8 protein-coding genes are annotated in these 23,918 nt (G+C 50.5%); 5 read left to right on the top strand and 3 right to left on the bottom strand.

What is annotated here, in order from left to right; genetic code table 11:
• Positions 1-72 precede the first annotated feature (72 nt).
• Positions 73-1,131 (bottom strand): aldo/keto reductase, encoded by a 1,059-nt coding sequence (locus ACYVF1_RS06145; RefSeq protein ID WP_461076649.1) that lies wholly within the window; start codon positions 1,129-1,131, stop codon positions 73-75.
• 874 nt (positions 1,132-2,005) lie between these two features.
• Here ACYVF1_RS06145 and ACYVF1_RS06140 point away from each other — a divergent pair.
• Complete coding sequence (locus tag ACYVF1_RS06140; RefSeq protein ID WP_461076647.1) at positions 2,006-8,176, top strand: Ig-like domain-containing protein; 6,171 nt, start codon at positions 2,006-2,008, stop codon at positions 8,174-8,176.
• A 286-nt stretch (positions 8,177-8,462) separates the two neighbouring features.
• Entirely contained in the window at positions 8,463-10,970 is a 2,508-nt protein-coding gene (locus tag ACYVF1_RS06135; RefSeq protein WP_461076645.1) for a bifunctional YncE family protein/alkaline phosphatase family protein, read from the top strand.
• 49 nt (positions 10,971-11,019) lie between these two features.
• Here the strand turns inward: ACYVF1_RS06135 and sov are convergent, their stop codons facing one another.
• On the bottom strand, positions 11,020-18,648 hold the full coding sequence (sov, locus tag ACYVF1_RS06130) for a T9SS outer membrane translocon Sov/SprA (RefSeq protein ID WP_461076643.1): 7,629 nt from the start codon (positions 18,646-18,648) through the stop codon (positions 11,020-11,022).
• Between the two features lie 312 nt (positions 18,649-18,960).
• Positions 18,961-20,439 carry a cellulose synthase family protein gene (locus ACYVF1_RS06125; RefSeq protein WP_461076641.1) on the bottom strand — a complete coding sequence of 493 codons (1,479 nt, stop codon included), beginning with the start codon at positions 20,437-20,439 and terminating at the stop codon, positions 18,961-18,963.
• 177 nt (positions 20,440-20,616) lie between these two features.
• Between ACYVF1_RS06125 and ACYVF1_RS06120 the strand changes: the two genes are divergently transcribed.
• The 3 genes from ACYVF1_RS06120 to ACYVF1_RS06110 all read left to right on the top strand — a co-directional run bounded on the left by ACYVF1_RS06120 (position 20,617) and on the right by ACYVF1_RS06110 (position 23,810).
• A complete protein-coding gene (locus ACYVF1_RS06120) occupies positions 20,617-21,423 on the top strand; it encodes a Rossmann-like and DUF2520 domain-containing protein (protein WP_461076639.1) in 807 nt (268 codons plus the stop codon).
• Positions 21,420-22,442, top strand: a complete 1,023-nt coding sequence (locus ACYVF1_RS06115; protein WP_461076637.1) for a WD40/YVTN/BNR-like repeat-containing protein — start codon at positions 21,420-21,422, stop codon at positions 22,440-22,442. The genes ACYVF1_RS06120 and ACYVF1_RS06115 overlap by 4 nt, the downstream gene beginning before the upstream one ends.
• A 150-nt stretch (positions 22,443-22,592) precedes the next feature.
• Positions 22,593-23,810, top strand: coding sequence for a pyridoxal phosphate-dependent aminotransferase (locus ACYVF1_RS06110; protein ID WP_461076635.1), 1,218 nt, complete (start codon positions 22,593-22,595; stop codon positions 23,808-23,810).
• Positions 23,811-23,918: the final 108 nt, after the last annotated feature.

The following is a 23,918-nucleotide window of genomic DNA, read 5'->3' as shown; positions in this document are numbered from 1 at the left end:
TATTGATTTTATGACCACAAAATACGGTAGCCCCGGCCGGATTTGCAAACGCTACGTTACCTAACTGTTACGTCATTTCACTACAGCCGACTGGTTAGGCGAGAAATTATAGGCCCCCAGCCGGTCGCTGCTCTGCCGCTGAATCATCCATTGCGGATAAGGCTTCGGGTTAGCACTTATTTCATCGAGTTGCTGGAGTTGTTCGTCCGTCAATTTTACTTCGGTGGCTTTGATATTATCAGTAAGCTGATCGGTATTTTTGGCACCTATAATTACGCTGGTTACGCCCGGTTTAGCCAGCACCCAGGCCAGAGCAACCTGTGCCACCGATGCGCCATGTGCTTCGGCAATTTGCGCCATTACGTCGATAATGTCATACGCACGCTCCTGATTCACAGGTGGAAAATCGAAACCTAACCGACGAGAATCACCCTCGGGTTTGTTATCGCGTCGGTATTTTCCGGACAGAAAACCGCCCGCCAGCGGGCTCCACGGCAAGATAGCCATCTGTTGATCCTGCACCATCGGAACAATTTCATTCTCAATATCGCGCCCAGCAATGGAGTAGTAATTCTGGGTCGAAATAAATTTCGTCCAGCCGTATTTATCGGCAATGCCATTGGCTTTCATGACTTGCCAGGCCGCCAGATTTGAGCAGCCGATGTAGCGCACTTTACCGCTCCGCACTACGTCTTCGAGCCCACGCATGGTTTCTTCGAGCGGGGTTATCGGGTCGAATCCGTGAATTTGATACAAATCAACATGGTCGGTTTGCAGGCGTTTCAGGCTGCCTTCAATCTGCTGCATAATTTGCAAACGGCCCAGTCCCACCTGGTTTTTTCCTTCGCCCATACGACCACGAACTTTCGTGGCAATTACAAGCTCATCGCGCGAGAGGCCGAGTTCTTTAATGGCCTGTCCCAGCAGTTGTTCTGATTCGCCAAACGAGTACACGTTGGCTGTGTCAATAAAGTTGATGCCGCTGTCGATAGCGGTTTTTACGATGTCGTTGACGGCATTCTGCTGGAGTTCGCCCATCGCTTTCCAGTAACCGGTACCACCGAAAGTCATGGTACCCAGGCAAAGTTCTGACACTAGTACGCCAGTGTTTCCGAGTTGGTTGTACTGCATAAGTAGGTTGTTATAGTTCTCTTTTTGCTCAGTTTTTTTAGGCTAATTATACCCATGATGCCCGTATTAGAAGAAGCAGCAAGTGTAGCAAATACAACATCTTTCGCCTATACATGGTTGACGTGCTTATCACTTTTTAACGGAAAACAACCACCGCTATCCAGTCCAATCTAAACCCCAGTTGATAAGCATCAAACCGATTTGCCGCATTTAACTGGGTTAGCTGCGTACTGTCAATTGAAACGTAGCATACCGTATCAGATCACTCGGCATGAACAGATTGTTCAATGATGGCAGGTGAAGCATATTAGAATAGTCATATATCAATCAATTAAACAAGCACATTTTATCTTTAACACTCACTCAAAATTTGTTACCAATTTTCTTTATAACCTCATTAAAGAACACTTAAAGCAAGTAAACTGTATATTTAAAAACGATTATTTACACCTACCGGTGAGTAAAAATTTCATACACTTTTTATTAATATTAAAATATACCCATAATTTACTCCGACAATAATCCAATTACCTTTCCCGTCCAACACAGCTCAACTTTTATGGTCTATAAACCTTTACATTTTCATTTCTCTGCTCCTAAAATTCAGGTGTTCGAGCAACGTCACCATCCTGATGGCTTTTACTACGTGTAAACTTATCTCCTAGCGTCGGCACCATTGCTTTAGTGCCGCCTGAAATACTGCAAGCAGCCAGCTCACGTATTACCTAATCAACCTGGCTAATGCTCACAAGTATTTGTTAGTTTCTTACTGATTACCAGTGTATTACTAACATTATCGCCACCACCTCAAGAATCTTTAACTATTTATTTTCAACGTTCCCTCTATTCGCGTATGTGCTTTCGATTTTTACTTGTGTTCCTGCTAACACTAACTACCGGGCTACTAAAGGCTCAGACACCCACACGGCTGTTTCTCACACGAGGCAGTGGTGTTGCTACCAGCGATGCGCTGATTTCCGTTGATTTGACGGGCACGCTGCCCTCAGCCGGTACAGTACTGGCCAATGATATAGACGATTTTATTCAACCCAGCGATTTACTTTACGACCCAGCGACTAACTTCATTTATGTAGTTGATGATTATAATTCTGTAACTGGAGGAGGAGCGGGTATTCTGCGCTATCTGTATAATCCATCCAGTAACTCGGTATCAGGGCGAACTGTGCTACTCGGCAGCAGCGACCAATACAGCTTTCGCGGGCTGGCCCTAGATGCGGCTAACAATCGCCTGTATGTCTCGCAGGGGGATGCCAACAATGTAGCTGATGCTTTACTGGTGCTGAATGGTGTAACTGGCTCTTCGCCCACGGCAACTACGCTCGTCATTGGCACAGCAGCTAATGGTGGGTTCAATAATCCGACTGATCTTGTCTACGATCCGACCAATCGATATTTATACGTATCAGACCAGTTTATTAATTCCGGAGCCATACTACGTTATACCTTAAATACGGCTGGGAATGCCGTTAGTGACCGCACCGTTGTCATAGCAGCCGCCGGAAGCGGCAACGTTGCTCCAGGCGGGTTAGCGCTTGCCCAATCGACCAATACACTTTATTTCACAACCTTTACAAGCTCTACCGCAGTTGGTGATGTCAGTGACGCACTCAAAACTGTAAATGTGGGGCCTGGTGCTACGTTCCCAGGTAATCCTACCACCCTGAAAGACGGCACGAACTCGTCTCTTACCGTACCTCAGGATTTAGCGCTTGACCGTACAGGTGGATTTATTTACGTTTCCAACGCTGCATCCAGTACCGGGCGAGTATTTCGCTATACAACGACGGGCGCCAACGAAACGGTCATTGTTCCGGCTACTGCGTCAAGTACGTATACAGGTCTGGCATTAAACGGAGGGTTTTCAACGCCCAATAACCCACCTACTGCCGCCAACGATACCTATACGGTGGCTGAAGATAGCGGGGCTACCATATTCAACGTACTAAACAACGATTCGAGTGCGCCCGATGTGGGCGAAACACTTACAGTGACCTCCGTCACCCAGCCAGCTACTGGTGGCACCGTTACGTTGATTAGTGGTGTGGTACGTTTTACGCCAGCGGCTAATTTCAACGGTACCACTACGTTCACCTACACCATTTCCGATGGTAATGGAGGAACGGCCACGGCTACAGTCACCGTCACCGTTACGGCGGTCAATGATCCGCCTACAGCCACTAATGATACGTTCACTGTCGCTGAGGATTCGCCAGCTACTGTATTAAACGTATTGACCAACGATTCCAGCGCGCCTGACACTGGTGAAACACTCACCGTTACGACCGTCACTCAGCCCGCTACCGGGGGCACCGTTACACTGACGGGGGGTGTGGTGCGGTTCACCCCGGCGGCTAACTTCAACGGGACTGCTACGTTCACCTACACCATTTCCGATGGCAATGGGGGCACTGCCACCGCTTCGGTCACTATAACAGTTACACCCGTTAACGATCCGCCCACCGCTAACAATGACGCTGTTTCGGTCAATCAGAACAGCGGAGCTACGGTTGTGAACGTATTAACCAATGATTCCAGCGCGCCTGACACCGGTGAGGCACTCACCGTTACCTCCGTCACGCAACCTGCTACTGGCGGAACTGTTACGTTGACTGGTGGTGTGGTACGGTTCACCCCAACGACCAATTTCAGTGGTATCACTACGTTCACTTATACCATCTCGGATGGTAATGGAGGAACAGCCACGGCTACGGTAACCGTCACTGTTACCGATAACATTGCCCCAACGGTTGTTATCGCCAGCTCGGCGGGTACATCGGGTGGTAGCACCAGCACTTCGCCTATTCCATTTACGCTCACCTTTTCTGAAAGTGTAACCGGCCTCGTGAGCGGGGAAGTAACGGTGAGCAATGGTACGCTGAACGACTTTGCGGGTGGTGGTACTACGTATACGTTCAACGTAACGCCAGCCGCTAATGGGCTGGTGAGCATCAACGTAGCGGCCAACGTAGCACAGGATGCTTCCGGCAACGGGAACACGGCGGCCACCCAATTTACCATCACGTATAGCCAGCCGGTAACAGCGGCCCCGGTAATAACCAGTCCGCCCAATGGTACCCTAACTAACTCCGCTACTATAACCGTTGCGGGCACCGCCCCCGCCAATAGTCTGGTGCGTGTTTACAACGCCAGCAATAATACGGTGATTGCCACCCAGCAGTTAACCGCCGGTGCCACGAGTTGGAACATTGGCATTTCACTCACACTCAATACAACAAACATTGTTTATGCTACGGCTCAGCTCAGCGCTCAGGCAGAGAGCACAGCCAGTACAAGTCTTACCATCAATCAGGACGCCACGGCGCCGGTTATAAACAGTGTAAGTGTACCTGCTAATGGCTTTTACAGAGCTGGTCAAAACCTGAACTTCCTGGTTAGATTCTCCGAGACCGTTCTGGTGACAGGCACACCTCAGTTACTCCTGACGATTGGTTCCACTGCTCGGCAAGCCAGCTATGTAAGTGGCTCCGGCACTAATGAGCTGACATTCAGTTACACCGTACAGAACGGCGAACAAGATACGGATGGCATCACCCTGGCGTCGGCTCTAACACCCAACGACGGTACTATCCGGGATGCCGCCACCAACAACGCTACGTTGACGCTTAATAACGTCGCTTCAACAACGGCCGTGCTGGTCGACGCCATTACGCCAACGGTTAGCATCAGTTCCTCGGCGGGTGCCAGTGGCGCTACGACCAGCACTTCGCCCATTCCTGTCACCGTAACCTTCTCAGAGAACGTAACGAACTTTATAGCGAGTGACGTAACGGTGAGCAATGGTACGTTGAGCGACTTTGCGGGAAGCGGCTCTACTTATAGCTTTAATGTGACGCCTTCTGCCAATGGACTAGTGACAATCAATATAGGGAACAACGCAGCACAGGATGGAGCCGGTAACCCCAATACTGCCGCTGCGCCGTTTTCTATCAACTACCTGCCCGGCCCCACGATAACTGGTTTTAACGCCATCAATGCTACCATTTGTACTGGAGGAGTCGTTGGTTTTACGGCTACATTGGGTAATGTGGGTAGTGGCTACACATATACGTTGGCCGATGGTCAGAATGCCATTTCAGGCGACGGGACGGGAACGGCTTTTAGCCAATCCATAACGGTGAACACTTCCGGCACTCGCAACTTTACGTTGGTGGTTGTCAGCAACGGCTTATCGTCCAGTGCTACTACGTCGGTTACGGTAAATCCAGTACCAACGCCTACGCTGGTTGCCAGTGGTACGCTCACCTGCGCCCAGACCAGCGTTACGCTGACAGCAGGCGGAGGTACAACGTATCAGTTCAGCGGACCGGGATCGATCATTCAGTCGGGCAACACGGCGATTGTCAACGCAGCGGGTACCTATTCGGTTACGGTGAGCAGTGGCAGCGGCTGTTCGAGCACAACGGCGGTGACTGTTGACCAAAATATCAACGTACCATCGGTGAACATTACCCCCACCAGCGCTACGTTGACCTGTGCTACTCCGACTGCTACGTTAAGCGCGAATGGAAGTGGTACGTATCGCTGGAATACAGGGGCCAGTACGTCTATTATCAGCGTAACATCTGCTGGTACATATTCAGTGACCCTAACCGCAGCTAACGGATGTATCGCTACAGCTATGGCTCAGGTCGTGCAAGACAATAATGTACCTTCAGCGAGCATCGCTCCCACCAGTGCTACGTTAACTTGTGCTAACCCGAGTGCTACGTTAACCGCCAGCGGTGGTAGTACCTATCGGTGGAACACAGGAGCTACTACGTCCTCCATTTCGGCAAATGCAGCAGGGATATACTCCGTGACTGTTACAGGGGCGAATGGCTGTACATCGATTGCCACGGCTCAGGTTGGTCAAGACACTGATTTACCTTCGGTGAATATTACCCCCGCAAGTGCTACGCTGACCTGTGCCAACCCAAGTGCTACGTTGACAGCTAGTGGCAATGGTACCTATCTGTGGAACACGGGCGCTACAACACCCAGTATCTCGGTGAGTCTGGCCGGTACGTATTCGGTAACTCTGACAGGAACTAACGGATGTGCCGCTGTGGCCTTGGCTCAGGTGGGCCAGGACAATGCCGTACCTGCACCTGGTCTACAGGCCAGTGCTCTGTCCACAGTTAATCAACCAATTTCTGTTACCGCAAGCGGCTGCTCCGGTACGCTCAGCTGGCAGGTATTGGGTGGAACCGGACAGGCTAGTGGGAATATCTATACACTTACTACCCCGGGCACTTATACACTGACGGCAACCTGCACGGTAGGTACCTGCACCAGTCCGCCAGCTCCGGCCCTGCTGCTGACTATTCAGGCACCCAACACTAACTTCGCCATCACCAGCGTCAACATGGTGAACTGCTTCCAGATAAATCCCGGCAAAGGTCAGTACTCTGTGCAGTTCACCCCTCGTTATGCGGGTTCAAACGGGAATCCAATTAGTTTTTCAGTGGCAAATGAACTGGCGCCCACTACGCAACCAGCGCCTTACACCCTGAACCTCTATCAGGATAACCCAACCATTACTTTGGTGGCTAATCAAGCTGGTAACGGCGAAGCGCGTTATGTTTATAACTGGTTGGCATCCTGCTCCACCGGCAGCAGCCCTAATCAGCCTCCTACCACGGTGGGTATTAGTGCACAGACCGCTACGGTGAATCAGCCCTACCAACTCAACCTGAGTGGGTACTTTACCGACCCTGAGGGCCAACCCCTGACTTACTCCGCACAAGGCTTACCTCCCGGCCTGAGCGTGACGGGCAATCTGATCAGTGGTACACCCTCGCAGACGGGAACGTTCGGCGTTAGCATCACCGCCATCGATCCGGGTAATCTATCGGTGAACACCACTTTCAACCTGACGGTGCAAACTCAGCCTACTCAGCCTATCGCCTTTGCTATTGTAGGGGTGAGTTCGGTGAGCTGTGAAGTACTCAAAGCCGATCAGCGTCGGGTACGTTTCAATCCTCAATACAGCGGACTGAACGGGCAATCGGTTACCTTCCGGGTAGTAAATGAATTACCGGCTACCACCCAACCAGGTCCTTACAGCCTTGATCTTTACACAGACAATCCGGTGATTGAGCTACGGGCCACTCAGGCAGGAACGGCTGGCGAAGTGAGTTTCAGCTATAACTGGCTGGCGGCTTGCAACAGCACTCCGCCCGTTAACGCGGCTCCTACCGTTACTCAGTCAATTCCTAACCAAGTGGGAGTCGTTGGACAGGCATTCAGCTACAACATCCCAGCCAACACATTCACTGATCCCAACGGAGATGCGCTGGTGCTAAGTGCCAGCGGTCTGCCGGCAGGGCTGAACTTAAGCGGCTCGGTGATCAGTGGTACACCTTCCGTAAGTGGGGTATCTACGGTGTTCATCACCGCTACCGATCCAGGCGGTCTATCAGTCAGCACCAGCTTTGTACTGACGATCAATCAGGTGACAGTGCCGCCAACGGGTGCTTTCGCCATCACGGGTGTACAACTACTGAACTGTCAGACGATCAGTGCTCAGCAGCGCCTGATTCGCTTTACTCCGCAGTATAGCGGCTTAAACGGCCAGCCAATCAGTTTCTCGGTAGTGAACGAACTGGCCCCTACCACGGCAGGTGGCCCCTATGAATTGCGGTTGTACACCGACAATCCAGTGATTGTGTTGAAGGCTACTCAAGTGGGTACAGCCGGCGAAGCCACTTTCAGTTACAACTGGCTGGCGGCCTGTAATGCGCCCACACGTCAATCGGCGGAGAACTTGCCAGAACTTAACGTACAGGTACTGGGCAACCCGGTGGTCGGCGAGTGGGTGGAAGTGCTGGTGATGGGCGCTGGTCAACAGACCTTGCATGCCACTATCATCAATCAACGAGGAGTTCCGGTCGATACGTGGCAGCGTGAATCCGCTTCGGATCAGGAGCAGATTCGGCTGCGGGTTGGCTCATCGGGCGGTGTTTATCTGCTGAAAGTTGAAACTCCATCACAACGTCAGACGGTCAAGTTGTTGAAACACTAAGAAAGCTAACTCCAGTGTAACGCCGAAGCCGGTTCAGATGTAGAAAATCTGAACCGGCTTCGGTGTTTTGATACGTTACCCATATCGTATCTAACAACTTAACAAATACTTTCAGCACTACGCTTAGCTAAGACAATAGCATTTTTTTGCAGGTAAGACGCAGGATTAATAATCCGTTAATCGTAATTGCATTCGCCCAAGCACAGAAACATCTTATATTCGAAGCGAAACTAAAGCTACTGTCTGTCAGAGAACTAATCTATAATCATTCCTAACCTGATCTTGTATGACGCTACGTTCGCTACTACTTTATGGGCTTACTGCCTTGTCTTTGTCGTGCCTGATTGGTTGCGGGCGCAAAAGCGCTTCTACGTCGGCATCGGAAGAAAATGAGACGTATAAAAAATTAGCTGCGGCCCGGGTCAATTTGCCAAATGGCTGGTCGCTGACTCCCCCCGGACGCAGCCTCAGTCTGGACGATCTGCCGCTAAACCTGGTTGTTTCACCGTCCAGAAAATACGTAGCAATCACCAACAACGGCCAGAGCACGCAGAGCATTACGTTAATCGACGCCAACAGTGAGAAAATTCTGGATACTGCCAAAGTAGCTAAATCCTGGCTGGGGCTGGCCTTCAGCGCCGATGAAAAACGGCTTTATGCATCAGGAGGCAACGACAATCAGATTCTGGTTTACCGACTGGAAAATGAGCAGTTAGTACCCGACCAGCCTATCGTGCTGGGAAAACCCTGGCCCGTTAAAATTTCGCCCACAGGTTTGTGCGTGGACGATGCCCGGAATAGGCTCTATGTCGTAACGAAAGAAGATAGCTCGCTTTATATTGTCGATACGCAAAACCGACAGACGATCCATAAACTGAACGTCGGAGCGGCTGCTTATAGCTGTATACTGTCGGCAGATAAGAAAATGCTTTTTGTCTCAGTCTGGGGTGGATCTAGAGTCTTATTTATTGACGTCGATACGTATCAGACAATTGCGCAGATTCCAACCAACAAAAACCCGAATGACCTGCTCCTGACCCGCGACGGAAATTACCTGTTCGTGGCTAACGGAAATGATAATACAGTAGCTCTAATCGACGTAGCGAAACGGCAGGTAGTCGAAACACTTACTACATCGCTGTTCCCCAACGCACCCGTTGGCACTACACCCAATGCACTGGCGCTCAGCGAGGATGATAATACGTTGTACATAGCCAATGCCGACAACAACTGTCTGGCCGTATTCGACGTAACGCGCAAAGGACATAGCCAGTCGAGTGGTTTTATTCCGACCGGATGGTATCCAACGGCCGTCAAAGTGATCGACTCGCGATTATTCGTAACCAACGGAAAAGGCTTTTCCTCAAAAGCTAATCCTAAAGGACCGAATCCTGTCCGATCACGAACTTCGCAACAAATTGGGCCCAATCCGCAGGCCAATGTCGGCCCTGTTCAATACATCGCGGGTTTATTTAAAGGAACGCTTTCCATCATCGACGTACCCGACAAGGACGTATTGGCGGCCTATTCGCGACTGGTGTACAGCAATACACCTTACACAAAAAGCAAGGAATTACAGGCCGAGGGTGAAGTCGGCAATCCTATTCCGATGCGGGTTGGTGCTCCATCGCCCATCAAATACGTCTTTTACATCATTAAAGAAAACCGCACGTACGACCAGGTTCTGGGCGATATGAAAGAAGGAAACGGAGATGCAGCCCTCTGCCTGTTTCCAGAGAAAATCACACCGAATCAGCATGCGCTGGCAAAAGAATTTGTTTTGCTGGATAATTTCTACGTCGATGCCGAAGTCAGCGCCGACGGACATAATTGGTCGTCGGCTGCGTATGCCAACGATTACGTAGAGAAAAACTGGGTAACGAGTTATGGCGGCCGGGGCGGTACGTATGATTACGAAGGTCAGAAAGAAATTGCCCATCCACGCGACGGTTTCATCTGGGATCATTGCCTGCGTGCCAACATTTCATATCGTACTTATGGCTGGTTTGCCGACGGCGAAAAGCCGAACATAAAGACGGTTGCGGGCAAATTCTGTCCTACGTTCAAAGGCTATAATCTGGGCTACATGGACCACAAGCGGGAAGAAGCCTGGGAAAAGGATTTCGACGAATTGGTTGCTGCAGGCAAACTACCCCGGCTCAACACGCTGCGTTTTGGTAATGACCATACATCAGGTGCGCGTGTCGGAATGCCCACTCCCGAAGCGGCTTTGGCTGACAACGATTTAGCGGTTGGGCGTTTTGTAGAACATCTCTCTAAAAGCTCGATATGGAAGGAATCGGTTGTGTTTATTCTGGAAGATGACGCCCAGAATGGCCCCGATCACGTAGATGCGCACCGCTCGATTGCCTTTGTTGCCGGTGGTTTTGTGAAGCGTGGTTTTGTCGATCACACCATGTATTCGACATCGGGCATGCTACGTACCATCGAGCTGATTTTGGGGATGAAACCGATGAGCCAGTACGATGCGGCTGCTACGCCCATGTGGCGATGTTTCAGCAAATCTGCTACGTTAACGCCGTTCGTAGCGCGTGAGCCGGGCATTGATTTAAATCAGAAGAACGTAGCGGTCAACCGAAATTCCAGACGCTCGTCGATGTTCAACCTCACCCGCCCCGATGAAATTGACGACCTGATTTTTAGCGAAATTGTCTGGCAAACGGTACGTGGCGAAAAAAGCCGGATGCCTGCCCCCCGCCGAGGGGCCTTTGTCCGATTAGGAAAAGGTGGCGACGATGATGACGAAGAAGAGGGAGATGATGACGATGATTAGCCGAATAATTAATAAGCCCCGATAAGTTCTTACTATCGGGGCTTATTAATTATTCGGCCAGATTGAATTTCACCTGCACACCACCCGACGTTCTGGAAGTGTAGTAGTTAGTGGACACGAGCGGATCGTTGAAGGTACGTTCAAAGTACAGGTTAAAATTCAGGCGTCTGCTAACGATATAGCTGATTTGCGGACGTAGCTGAAAGTTTATATTACCCGCCGTAATAATTTGTTCCGCATCGATCTTCCGCTGAATGGTTCGAGTATCGCGGAAAGTAAGCGCACAGGCGAAAGTCAAATCATTTTTGAGTCGTTTGTAAGCGCCATTGATACGGAACGGAATTCGCACGTTCTGGCGTGTGAAACCGAGTGACGCCGTCAGATCTTTACTACTCAATTCGGCCACCTGTGAGTTCGATAGATTCAGGGCTACATCGCGGCTCTGGCTATATTCCAGACGACCGGTAATACCTTTCGACTGGCTGGTAGCAGGTTGGCCACCCGCAGCCGGAGCACCACTGGCGCCTTTCGTCTGGAACTGAATACTCAGCATCGGAGCGAATTTCTCCGACATCGTAATTGTACTCATGGCAAACACCGGAACAAACTGACCCTGCTGGTTAATGGAAGCTGCCATTGGATATCCCTGTACCGCCAGATTGACGTAAGCCGCTGTGTAATCCAGGTTCGAGATAAAATTACCTACGCTGTACGTCGACGAATAGCTGTGGTTCACTGTAAACGATGTAAACCGCTTTCTAATAAATTCCAGACCAGATAGTCCATTATACGTTACCTGCCAGTTCGGAAGCGGGAAATTATAGAACGGCGATAACTGCGCTTTCTCTAGGGGCTGACCGCTGTAAGCTGCGAAAAATGCTGGAATTAATACGTCCTGCGAGGTTTTCGTGTATTTACCACTCTTTTCAGGATTGGCCGCCGTCAGTTTATCGATGAAATACTGCCGATAACTTTCAAAACGATCGAAAATAGGCGACGTACTATTCGGACGCAGGCCAATAAATGCCGTTCGGAACGACCAGAACGACATACTGAATTGTCCGTTCCGCACTGGTGAGAACGTTTCAAAGGGTCCCCCCTGCGAACCGGGTCGATAATATTCCTGATACGCATCCGTGCGATCTAAGCGCCAGTTGATTACCATTCGGAAATCTTTGAACGGCTCTAACGTAGTATTGGCCGAAAACTTTTTCGTAATGTTCTGTTGGAAAGCCGTGTTCTGAACCGTACTAGGCGACAGCCAGCCTTTCTGAGCTGCCCGCGCGGCTATACTCCCATCCTGACTACCAAGCACAAATCCCAATCCGGGCGCATTATTTTCATCGACCCCAAAAAACCGGGGCGTTGGCAGGAAGCCGGGCAAAATCGTAGATTCCTGTAATGTGTACGAAAAGTTGATACCACGTACCGTCAGCAACGCCCGCGTAAAATTTTTCAATATTTTACTGTCACCCCGCTCAATTTCCTCAATATCACCAGGGTTTCGGGAAAAATTCTTACGTACCGGCGCGGGTGTATTGGCAAAGCGGAGATAGCGTATCTTGTTATACAGCCGGATCAGGTCAACCCGCCCCGTAATGCCCCGCTCACGATTGTTCCGGATGATGTTTCCGAAAGGCACGCCCAACGTATCAGAAACACCAAACGAGTTCGCCTGAAACTGATAGCCAACCCCATAAATCGCGTCGGCGGCAATCCAGTCGAGCAGCGGAATTTTATCCAGCGGAATACGATACGTAGCACGGATGTCCTGCACAAAATTTTTCATCCGCCCCAACCGCTTGATACTGTTCAGAATCGAGTCGCGTTTAACCTGCGTGTTGATGTCGCCGGCTGGTTCGTCGATGATGGCGTTGGCCTGCGCGTGATACGTCACTACCAGGTTGCGTGTCAGGTTAAACGTCAGGTCGTAATAGCGGTTGAACAGGAAGTATTTTTCAAACTGTGGCACAATACCGTTGGTCGTCAGGTCCGACGAACGAAGCTGCGTTTTAATGAAACTCCGGTCCATATCGGCCCGAATCGACACCAACGAGGGCAAAAGCGTCAGGTTAAAATCTTTGAGCCAACGCAGGTAAGGCGCTTCGAACGACTGAACATTCCGGAAGGGCTCAAATGCTTTTGGCTGCCCACTGAACGTATACGAAATGCCGCCCCGGTACTGTTGCTGAAGATACTCCTGTGTTAGGATATTCGTTCGTTTGGTATCGTTGAACGCGTAGGTAAACGCCAGATTTTCAACATCCCAGAAGTGCGCTTTGGCATTCGGATTCGTTTTCACCTTCCGAACATTGGAGAAGTTATAGCCTCTGCGAGTCGTATTATCCTGTACCAATTGTCGATAGCTATCCCGCTCAGCCTCTGAACCTTTGGTCGCAAGCGACGTTTCCAGCGGCATATCCGGATCTAGCGGATCGAAGTGCGGATCTACGTTGCGGTGATCGTAATTGATATAGAGCGGAATACGTAGTCCCCAGTTGGCAGGCAGGAATTTATCGACCGAAATGGCCGACGAAATACCGAACTCTGACGTCGTTTCAAGCGCCCGTTCGCCGATACGTGTCTGCACCCCTCCAAAGCCGAACGTAGTGATACGTCCCGACGCTGTCAACGTACCGAGGTCAGCCAGTTTTAGATTCACCGCACCAATGGCCGCCCATCCTGCATGCTGGTCGTAGCCATTGGCCCGCAGTTCATTGACCCATATAGTAAACGTTTTCGGTCGTTCGCCATCATTTGTAATTTTAGGATTACGAACGCCGATCATTATCGACTGTACCGAGCTAAGATCAGGGTTACCTACTACCGTAATTACGTAACGCCTATTAGCTGACAGATGACCATAGGGCAGTGAAGTCCGACGGGTATAATTGCGGTCGCCGTTACGTTCAGCTTTCAGGTTAACCAGTTCTTCAAAGGCGATATCCAGCTCGTTTGCCGAAGGCCACACCACATCATCAGGCTGATTGCCAGGAGGTGTAGCTTGCAGGCCAGGAATTTCAATTTCGTAATAGTTATCGGTATAATCAGTACCCAACCGAACGAAGGCTGAGACCTGCCCACTCTCGTTATCCGGATTGTGCATGTGGACGAACATCTTGAGTCGCTCCCGAAACAACAGATTGAAATTCGTGTTTCGGAACGCCCCCCGCGAATCGCCGTCGCGTAGGTTCGTTACACTTAGACGCATGGACTGCTCGTTCAGTTCCACCGTGTTTACTGCCGTGAAGTCACGGTCACGAACGTAGCCCGGCGGCACAGTATACGGATATTTATCGCCACCCTGTGCGGTTGTCTGCGTACTACTGTTTTCTTCAATGTTAACCGTTGAGACGGTGAAATTAGCGTCGTATGGTTCAGGCACTTCCTGCAAACCGCGCTGCGTCAAATCGCCGGTGTATTTGCGGTACTGGTTCGCTTCCATTTGCAGTTGAGCGAAACGTAGCACGACGGGATCAGCAAAATCGGTCAGGTACATCCGCATGAATCGAATGGACTTAAACCCATTGATACTGCCTACTTTACGTAGCGGCTCCCGCACCGGAATCCGGAACTGATACCAGTTCACCACGCCCCCCGGCGCCCCCGGTGATGGTACCGACACTTTATCGACAATGTACCGCTGCCCTACTTCCAGCTTACCCGGCTGGAGATCGATTTCATACTCATAATACGCTTCGTTATCGTTGATCGTATTATCGATATTCAGGTCTTCGATATCGGGAAGAATGGTGGATGCCGGGGTTAGAAGCTGGTTCCCGCCAGTACTTTCGGGCGAGTTGTTTTCCATACCCATGTATCGCTTGTACCGCGCTACAATGTATTTCTGCTCGTCGGCCTCTTCACCCAGATAAAATCTAAAATCATCGCCCGAGGGGTCTTTTCTGATCTCATCCAACGCACTGGCACTGGTCACACGTGTTGAAATTGCATTCAGGTAGTTCTGGAAATACGTTGTTTCCGCATCGTTCCTTAAGCCATCCAGACCAATATCCTGCTGATCACGGCCACCGCTTGGAAATGCGTTGGTCACAAATTGCTGCCTTGGAGCGCGTCCCCACGCGGTATTATCAGTACCCCGCTGGCGCGACGTCAGTGCGCTATCGCCAGCGATAGGAAATCCGTTCTCGAATTCATAGCGGCCATCCTTAATAACGTCTTCCGAAATATCACCAAGGTTGAAGACCAATTTTCCTCCTACTGCGCGTCCTGTATTATTGAATACCTGATTAGGGCCACCCCGAATTATCCCAGCATCACCTTGCACAAACGGGTCCATCAGCCAGAACGTAACGTTTTCTACGTTGGCGTTGTCGAAATCAATATCCGAAGCAATTGCCCGCGTAACAGACCCAAAGTTTTGTCTCGGATTAGGCAGCAAACCATCAGGCGTGAGGTTCGTATTATAGTTGTAGATACCCCGCTCACTTGGAAAATAAGCTACGTCCAGAATGCTTTCAGGAAGCTGAACGGGCCGTGCCGATCGGCCTGGAAATAAGTCAGTTGGCAGGAAGTAACGTTCATAAACGTGCCGGTTCGCATCTTCGGGATCGACGTTGGAGTTTACCGCAAGCGAACCCTGCGAATAGATACTTGGGTCAACGGAATACACCGAGATCCGGGCCCGATTATAGGCATAGGGCAGCGGATCAGCAAAGGAACCCTGCGGGAACTGCTGGGGTGTAGCCCCAAGCCGCCAGCGGGTAGGTTGCCGGGTTAAATCGAAGATTGTTCGAGCAGCTTCGAAATCATCCAGATAACTCTCATTTCGAGCGCGTTGGTTGGTTCCCGGAAACAATTGTGCCACTTCTCCCGAAACCTGAACCGTCGATAATTCTTTAGTCTGTACGATGGGCAACGCATCCAGCAGGCGCGTCAGTCCAGGCGAATCTTTGCGATAATTGGCATTTAAGCCCAGAATGGTGTTATTGACTGGCTCATTGCCAAGTGCTACGCGGGTTAGGTAGCCAGCGGGCGTTTCTTTCATGTGCATGGCCGTAAGCCCTACACTGAAATCTTTATTAAAGGCATAATCGAGCCGCGTACCAATAAGGGTCCGGATCTGGTTCTGGAAAAGGTCAGGCTGTTCATAACTAATACGTATCTCACGGCCTGAGTTGGTCACGCTTTCGTTGATGATACGTAGTCGGCCGACCTGCGCTTCCAGTATGTAGTCCTGCCCCGCAGTGAGTGGTACACCCCCAGCCGTTACCTGCACCGACTGCTCGTTAACACCGTAAGGTAACTGAACCTCAGCGCCATTACCCGACTGGAAAGATCCTTTCAGGAAGAACTTATTTTTATCAGCAATCTGTTGCGCATCCGCCAACGTAGTACGATACAGCTGGTTGAATACGTACTTGGCTTTCAGATCGGTTTCGTCGGCGCCAAACTGACGATCGAGATATGAACCAAACGGTTCCAGCACTGGGAAAATAATTTTACCATAGCGACTGTCAATCGTTATATTTTCAACAAAGTCGAAGTTGCCGTCGGGCTGGGCGTCCAGCTGTTGGTTCAGTCGGTCCATCCCAAACAGCTGTACCAACGGGCGGTTCTGCGTCAGACGACCTTCCTGCAAGTTCGGGTTATCGATACCAGTCAAATCATCTTTATAAATGATACGTAGTTGAAATCCCTGCCGGGTCACCTGCGCCGTGTTGAGCGAGTAGATGTTTTTCATCATCAGGTTCCACATCGGCAACTGAAGGTTGTTACGTAGCGTGGCCGATTTCAACAACTTGAGTACCAGCACCTGATCGTCGGGGCGGGCCTGGTAATCTTCGGTCAACTCCCCTACTTTATAGCGACGGCCCTGATACGTGTATTCATAGGCGACGGCCAGAATTTCGTCGTTACGTAACGGAGTAACCAACGAAATATACCCCAGTTCAGATTGAAGTTTATACTCGCGGTCGGTCAATCGTTTGGCACCACGTAGCAGGTCGTAGTCGGTTCCTTTCGCCAGATTATACGTACCAGTCAGCGCTTCGTTGGTACGGTCAACCGACCGGAAGGGATCTGCTGAATTGGCAGTCAGTTTCCCGAAAAGGCCGTTTGCTACGTTGTCGGTTGGTGTCCGATTGGTACGAGTGTACGGGTTCAGATTGGGGTTGGTCTGGTTGTAAGGATTACCCTCACCTAAATCCTGAAAACCTACTACGTTACGTAGCGATTCGGTTGTATTGGTCCGGTTCGTTACGTAAACTTCGATACGGGTAATATTGACGCCCGATGTGACCTGAGGCAGCGTTTTGAGCGATGCTTCGTAGTTAGACCGGAAAAATTGTGACAGGAAGAAGTGTCGGTTTTCGTCGTACTGATCGGCCCGAATTTCAAAACCACGGTTCGACGTACCACCCCGTAGCACAATCTCCTGCTTGCGGGAACGTTGCTGCGATGCCACCAATGTAGCATTCAGTTTGCCAAAGCGTAGCTGCGTTTTTATACCGAACAGATTTTGCACGCCCGGAATCAACTGGCTATTAACGGCCCAACTGATATTCCCGACCTCCAGGCCTTGCAGGATGCTTTCGTTCTGCGGTGTAAATCCGGGCAGTTGCCCATTGGCTCCCGGAAGGTTAGGCGCGGTAGGTAAGTTCGGTACACTTGGCAAGCCCTGCCCCGAACCAAAGGCGGGAAGTCCTCCGCCGGGTTTATAGTTCAGCTTAAGCGCGTTCTCGAAGTTAAAACTGGCTTTCGTATCGAAGTTAGCCAGTACGCCCAGACGTTCACCAATTTTCCCGTTGAAGTTGATGCTGATCTGTTCGTTGAAAATGAAGTTCCCATTTCGACGCTGCTGCACCGGAATATCGGGCCGGTCGTTGAATTGGTAGAGATACCCAAAATCGAGCGTAACAAAGCCATTCGGTTTGAAATCAACCTGGCTACCGCCAAAAATCCGGTCGATGATGGGGGGAAGTTCAAGTTTGGGAATCAGGCCGCGGCCCGTTAGCGCACTTTGGCCATCACGCCGGGCGCTGTTTTCACGTAGTATACTCTGCTCAACATTCTGATTTTGCAGTTGATTGAACTTGGAGAACGGAATGGTTTCGGCTGGTCGATACGGTAGCCCAAACTGCGACGGCGGCAATATCGGACTAGTGCCTGGCGTAGACGTACCGGACGTAGCTGGTGAGGACGTATCAGTACGTCCGACAGCGGTATTGGATAAAGGTGCCCCTGACAGTGATACACCCGTTCGTACGCGCTCCGATACGCCCACACCGCCATCGGGAGAAAGCCGGAAATCGGTTGAAACGCCTTTGGGATCGCGAAGAATAAATGGTGATTTAGAAGGCCGCTCGGAGAAACGGGTGGCTCGTCGGTCAGGCCAGTTAATGGTAGCTCGACGATTGGCGTTACGTAGCGCCCGGATACTATCGTTCCGATCCTGAAGCGCTTTCTTAGCTGAGTCAGCGCGTGCCAGAGCCTGCCGTCGTGCCTGGGCACGGGCCGAATCAACAGCCGCCTGTTGTCGTCGACCTGCGGCACCTCGTCGGGCGGGCGTCGGTTGGTCCTGACCAAAGCTTAGGCTCACTCCTAACAGCAGCCAGCATCCTACCATCAGCCAACTATTCGATGAAAACAAAAAGCGGCCGACAAGGGTTATAGGAGAGCAGAATACAGTATTGTGAACAAAGTAAGGGTTCACCATTCGGGGTACTTTCAGGTTCAGTTTTGGTAGCGTGTGGTCCGTTCTTCTATCAAACGGCCAAAAACAGGACAATCGTCTAACGAAGCGCTATATTTTTTAACCGGCGGTTAATTTAGCCAGCTAATGGCAAATGTAAGCATTAAGCCGACTTCATACGTATAGCTAAGTCAACATTCTTCGCTTTTCGCTTATTAGGCGATCTATACCCACCAAACTGTCTGCAATTACCAAGCCAAGATTTGGAATTAGTAGTACCAGTCGATAGTCATAACTGGTAATTTCTTATGACTATCGACTGAACAATATCAACTATTACGCCCTTTGCCTCCCCGCCTGAAGAAGCGAATAAAACGCTACCATGCCGAAACCGACCATGAGCATGATATGTAGAAAAAACATACGAAAATCCTGAATTGTAAACGCTAGAGCCAACCCACCCAGGAAGTATAAAGCCAGGAACCCTTCGGCAATTGTGAGCCAGCTGGGTTTACGATTTATGTATTTGTTGGCCGCCCAGCTGTCGCCAGTGGCCTTTACATTAAATTTTGGAGTTCGGACAAACGGTGTTTTACGGCCAATGTATCCTTCAATAACGGCTATCGTGTTGTGCAGCGACAAGCCCATCATCAGTGACGAATACATCGGAAAATACCAGACAAACCGGACCTTTTCAGATGATTTCAAAAACCAGAGCGGGATGCCATAAAATAAGATTAGAATCAGGAGGTTAACCTGAAAAAGATTGATAATCCGGAAGACCCACTCCCATTCCGGGTGGCGGCTGCGGATATAGATCAGCGGAACACTCATTACGCCCAGCACTAATACCAGAATGAACGTAGCACTGCTGAACAGATGGAAAAAAGCGTGGAGTTTCCTGGCAAACGATACACCCGGTGTTCGTAGCACACGAGCGAATAATTTGCGGGCACATTCGGCGGCACCTTTCATCCAGCGATATTGCTGCGATTTGAGCGCGTTCATAGCCACGGGCAACTCGGCGGGCGAACCAATATCCTCGCAGTAAACAAACTTCCAGCCCCGCAGCTGCGCCCGGTAACTTAAGTCCAGATCTTCGGTCAACGTATCACTTTGCCAGCCGCCCGCGTCTACAATGGCAGCTTTCCGCCAAAGTCCGCCGGTTCCGTTGAAGTTAGCCAGCCATCCGGCTTCATATCGACCACTTTGTTCAACTGTAAAATGCGCGTTCAGACCAAATGCCTGCAATTGCGTAATCAGCGAAAAGTCTTCGTTGAGGTGTTCCCAGCGCGTCTGCACAATCGCTACGTCCAGATCAGTGAAGTGTGGCACCGTCTTGAGTAAAAAATCGGCTTCGGGCACAAAATCAGCATCAAAAATCGCGATGAGTTCTCCTTTAGCCTTCGGCAGACCATACGCCAGCGCTCCAGCTTTAAAACCGGTACGTTCTGGTCGGCGGATGTGATCAATGACAATACCCTGCTGTTTGTAGTGAGCTACTTTCCGGGCAATCAGGTCGGCGGTTTCATCAGTTGAATCGTCCAACACCTGAATATCCAGTTTGGCGAGGGGGTAGTGAAGTTGCGCCACGGCATCAATGAGTCGTTCCACTACGTACAACTCGTTATACACCGGCAACTGAACTGTAACCAACGGCAAATCGTCGGTCGGTAGCATTTTGGCTGCCTTACTACGCAGCGTCTGTTTACGTTTTGAGCGTAAGTAACTGACGATTAGACTCAATTGTCCGCAGTTATATAAAAACAACAGCGACAATGCCACTGAATAAAGTACTAGAATTACAATTTCCATATCGTTGAGTAAGCTTAATAGCGTCAATATCCATTTGGGGCTTCTTTCGCTAATCGGTTTAACGGGTTGAGTAAGAAAATGGTTGGAAAAGGTTCGACTTAGTTAGCTACGGTGTCTTACCAAATGGCTTGAATAGACAAATCGTAGCAATTCTGGAAAAATAGACTATACTTGGGAATGGAAATTTCATTCATCGGTGCCGGAAATCTGGCTTGGCATCTGGCTCCTGCTCTCGAAAATGCAGGGCATCACATCAACGAAATCTACAGTCGTCAGCTCACGCATGCACGGCAACTGGTGAGTAACTTATATGATGCGAATCCCCACTCCGAGTTAAATTTTGCCGACAGTCCTTCGCAACTCTTTATACTGGCCGTTCCCGACGATGCACTGGAAGAAGTCTGCTCCCGGCTGGTTCTTCCCGAAAATGCCATATTGCTGCATACATCGGGGGGGCGGGCGCTGGCATCGCTTGAGCAGTGGATGGCTATTTACAGCGACGTACCGGTGCAAACGGGGGTATTTTACGCACTGCAAACCTTCACGCGCGGACAGGCACCTATGCCTTTCGAAGACGTACCGCTTTGCCTGGAAGCAAGCGACCCGGCTACGGAAGATGTGCTCGTTACGTTGGGGCAATCGGTTAGTGACATTGTTTACATCCTTACGTCCGAAGAACGTCGGGCTCTACACGTAGCAGCGGTGCTGGCCTGTAATTTTACCAACCATCTGCTTGCCCTCGCCTATGATCTGACCGCTCGCGAGGGACTGGAATTCGATTTACTACGTCCACTTATTACGGAAACATTTCGTAAAGGTTTGGCAGCCAATAGTCCCGCTGATGTGCAGACAGGCCCAGCCCGTCGCGCAGATCAAACTACCCTGGAAACCCACCTCGATTACTTGAGAAATATGCCCGTTGTTTCGGAGATTTATCAGGTAATGACCAACAGTATTCAACATTATTACGCTCCAATTCAATGAGATTCATTATCTGTTTTCTAACTATATATGGACTCTGCTGGCCGACATTTGGGCAATGGCAGATTCAGACGGTTTCCACTGATGCTAGTTTTCGGGCCGTCAGTATTGCCGGAGCGAACGTAGCGTGGGTTGGCGGCACCAAAGGCACTTTTTTACGTACTACCGATGGTGGAAAAACCTGGTTTACCGGAAACGTACCAGAGGCCCAAAACTGCGATTTTCGCGATGTACAGGCCATTGACGACCAAACCGCCTACCTCATGAGCGCCGGACCAGCCGAGCAGGGACAGGCACGGATTTATAAAACCACAAATGGAGGACAAACCTGGGCGCTGCTTTACGAAACCAAAAAAGCGGGCGTTTTCTTCGACGGTATCGCTTTCTGGGACAAGCAGCATGGGATCGTTTTCAGCGATCCTGTTGAAGGCCATTGGTTTATGTTGACCACGGATGATGGCGGACAAACGTGGCAGCAGATTTCTCCGTCGTCTTTACCTCCTATGCAATCCAACGAAGCGGCCTTTGCGGCCAGTGGTACGTCTCTCGTAGTACAGGGGAAACGTAACGTCTGGATTGCCTCGGGTGGCGGCACAACCCCACGCGTTTTTCGCTCGGTCGACCGGGGACAAACGTGGGACGTTACTGCTGTGCCATTACCCTCTGGCGAAGCAACGGGACTATTTGGAATGCAGTTTTTCAACGAAAAAGTGGGTATGGTTGTCGGCGGCAACTACAAACAGGAACAACTGCCCGGACCCAATGCGGCCATCTCCCGCGATGGCGGAAAAACGTGGGAGCGAGTTAGTCCTACCGACCCTCCCGGTTTAAAAGAAGCGATTGCCCTGCTCCCCAATGACAGACTACTGGCTGTTGGTCCATCTGGCACAAGTCTCTCCGCCGATCAGGGGCAGACCTGGCAACGGCTTGACAGCGAAGGTTTTCATTCGGTAGCCTGCGCCAAAGGTACCTGTTACGCCGTCGGTGCTAAAGGAAAAGTGGCCATTCAACGGTTTAAGTAATATGGGCCACTGGTGGCGAGTGCCAGGCCATCAGCCCTACACCGCTGTACTTTGCTTTTTTATTTTCGAATTTTTAACGCCCCTCCACTGAAAACGTAGTACCTTTGTGCCCAGTTTGTTATCATTTTCTTAAAAAAACAACCACTGATTATGTCTGCCACGCTTGACACCGTGAGTTTGCTAGCCGACCGCATCAACGCGCTGGAAGAATCGTCCACGCTGGCGATGACCAAGAAAGCACGTGAACTAGCCGCGCAAGGCCACAAAGTAATTAGCCTAAGTGTCGGAGAGCCCGATTTTAAAACCCCGAAACACATCTGCGAAGCCGCTAAGAAAGCCATCGACGACGGTTTCCATGGCTACTCGCCTGTAGCTGGTTATCCCGACCTTCGCAAGGCTATTGCTGACAAATTCAAGCGTGATAATAATATTGACTGGAAACCTGAAAATATCGTTGTATCGACTGGAGCCAAGCATTCACTGGCCAACGTAATTCAGGTGCTTGTTAACCCTGGCGATGAAGTGATTATCTTCTCGCCCTACTGGGTTAGCTACTCGGAAATGGTGAAGCTGGCCGAAGGTAAAGCAGTGGTTATCGATGGCGCGTTCGACAATAATTTCAAGGTAACGCCCGAACAGTTCGAAGCCGCCATCACCGATCGGACTAAAATTGTCATGTACGCATCGCCGAACAACCCAACCGGTTCTATCTATTCAGAAGCTGAGTTGCGCGCGATTGCCGACGTAGTGGCCAAGCACGAAAACATTTACGTACTGGCCGACGAAATTTATGAATACATCAACTTCACGCCCGAAGGCCATTTCAGCATCGGTTCCATTCCGGCCATTGCCGACCGTGTTATAACGGTAAACGGAGTAGCGAAAGGGTTTGCGATGACGGGCTGGCGTATCGGCTACATCGGCGCAGCCAAATGGATTGCTGACGGCGTTGAAAAACTTCAGGGCCAGGTTACGTCGGGAACCAACTCGATTGCCCAAAAAGCAACTGTTGCTGCCCTGACGGGCCCGCTGGAGCCATCAATGGAGATGACCCAGGCTTACCACCGTCGGCGCGATCTGGTTGTGAAGCTGCTGAAAGAAGTACCGCATTTCCGTACCAACGTACCGGAGGGCGCTTTCTATGCGTTCCCTGATATTAGTTATTATTACGGCAAATCGGATGGCAAAACGACCATCGAAAATTCGGATGACTTCGCAGAATGGCTGCTCAATACGGCTCACGTAGCAACCGTAGCTGGTTCAGGATTCGGAGCACCCGATTGCCTGCGCATTTCAACGGCCGCTTCTGACGAAGCCCTCACCGAGGCTGTACTACGTATCAAAGACGCTGTTGCTACGTTGAAATAAGGAGTAAAAAAGTCGAGAGTCAAGGTTTATCGCTGCGGTCAGTTAATAATCGTTATTGGTTTTTCCCTAACAATTATTGCCTGACCGCAATGGTGGACCCTGACTCTC

This window comes from Spirosoma flavus (assembly GCF_054778555.1).
The sequence above is the reverse complement of the archived record's forward strand: the minus strand, read 5'-3'. Positions and strand labels throughout refer to the sequence as shown.

What these genes read in the sequence shown, in the direction of transcription:
- ACYVF1_RS06145 (WP_461076649.1), bottom strand. Translation starts at nt 1,131, where the DNA reads ATGCAGTACAACCAACTCGGAAACACTGGCGTACTAGTGTCAGAACTT.
- ACYVF1_RS06115 (WP_461076637.1), top strand. Translation starts at nt 21,420, where the DNA reads ATGAGATTCATTATCTGTTTTCTAACTATATATGGACTCTGCTGGCCG.
- ACYVF1_RS06135 (WP_461076645.1), top strand. Translation starts at nt 8,463, where the DNA reads ATGACGCTACGTTCGCTACTACTTTATGGGCTTACTGCCTTGTCTTTG.
- ACYVF1_RS06120 (WP_461076639.1), top strand. Translation starts at nt 20,617, where the DNA reads ATGGAAATTTCATTCATCGGTGCCGGAAATCTGGCTTGGCATCTGGCT.
- sov (WP_461076643.1), bottom strand. Translation starts at nt 18,648, where the DNA reads ATGGTGAACCCTTACTTTGTTCACAATACTGTATTCTGCTCTCCTATA.
- ACYVF1_RS06110 (WP_461076635.1), top strand. Translation starts at nt 22,593, where the DNA reads ATGTCTGCCACGCTTGACACCGTGAGTTTGCTAGCCGACCGCATCAAC.
- ACYVF1_RS06125 (WP_461076641.1), bottom strand. Translation starts at nt 20,439, where the DNA reads ATGGAAATTGTAATTCTAGTACTTTATTCAGTGGCATTGTCGCTGTTG.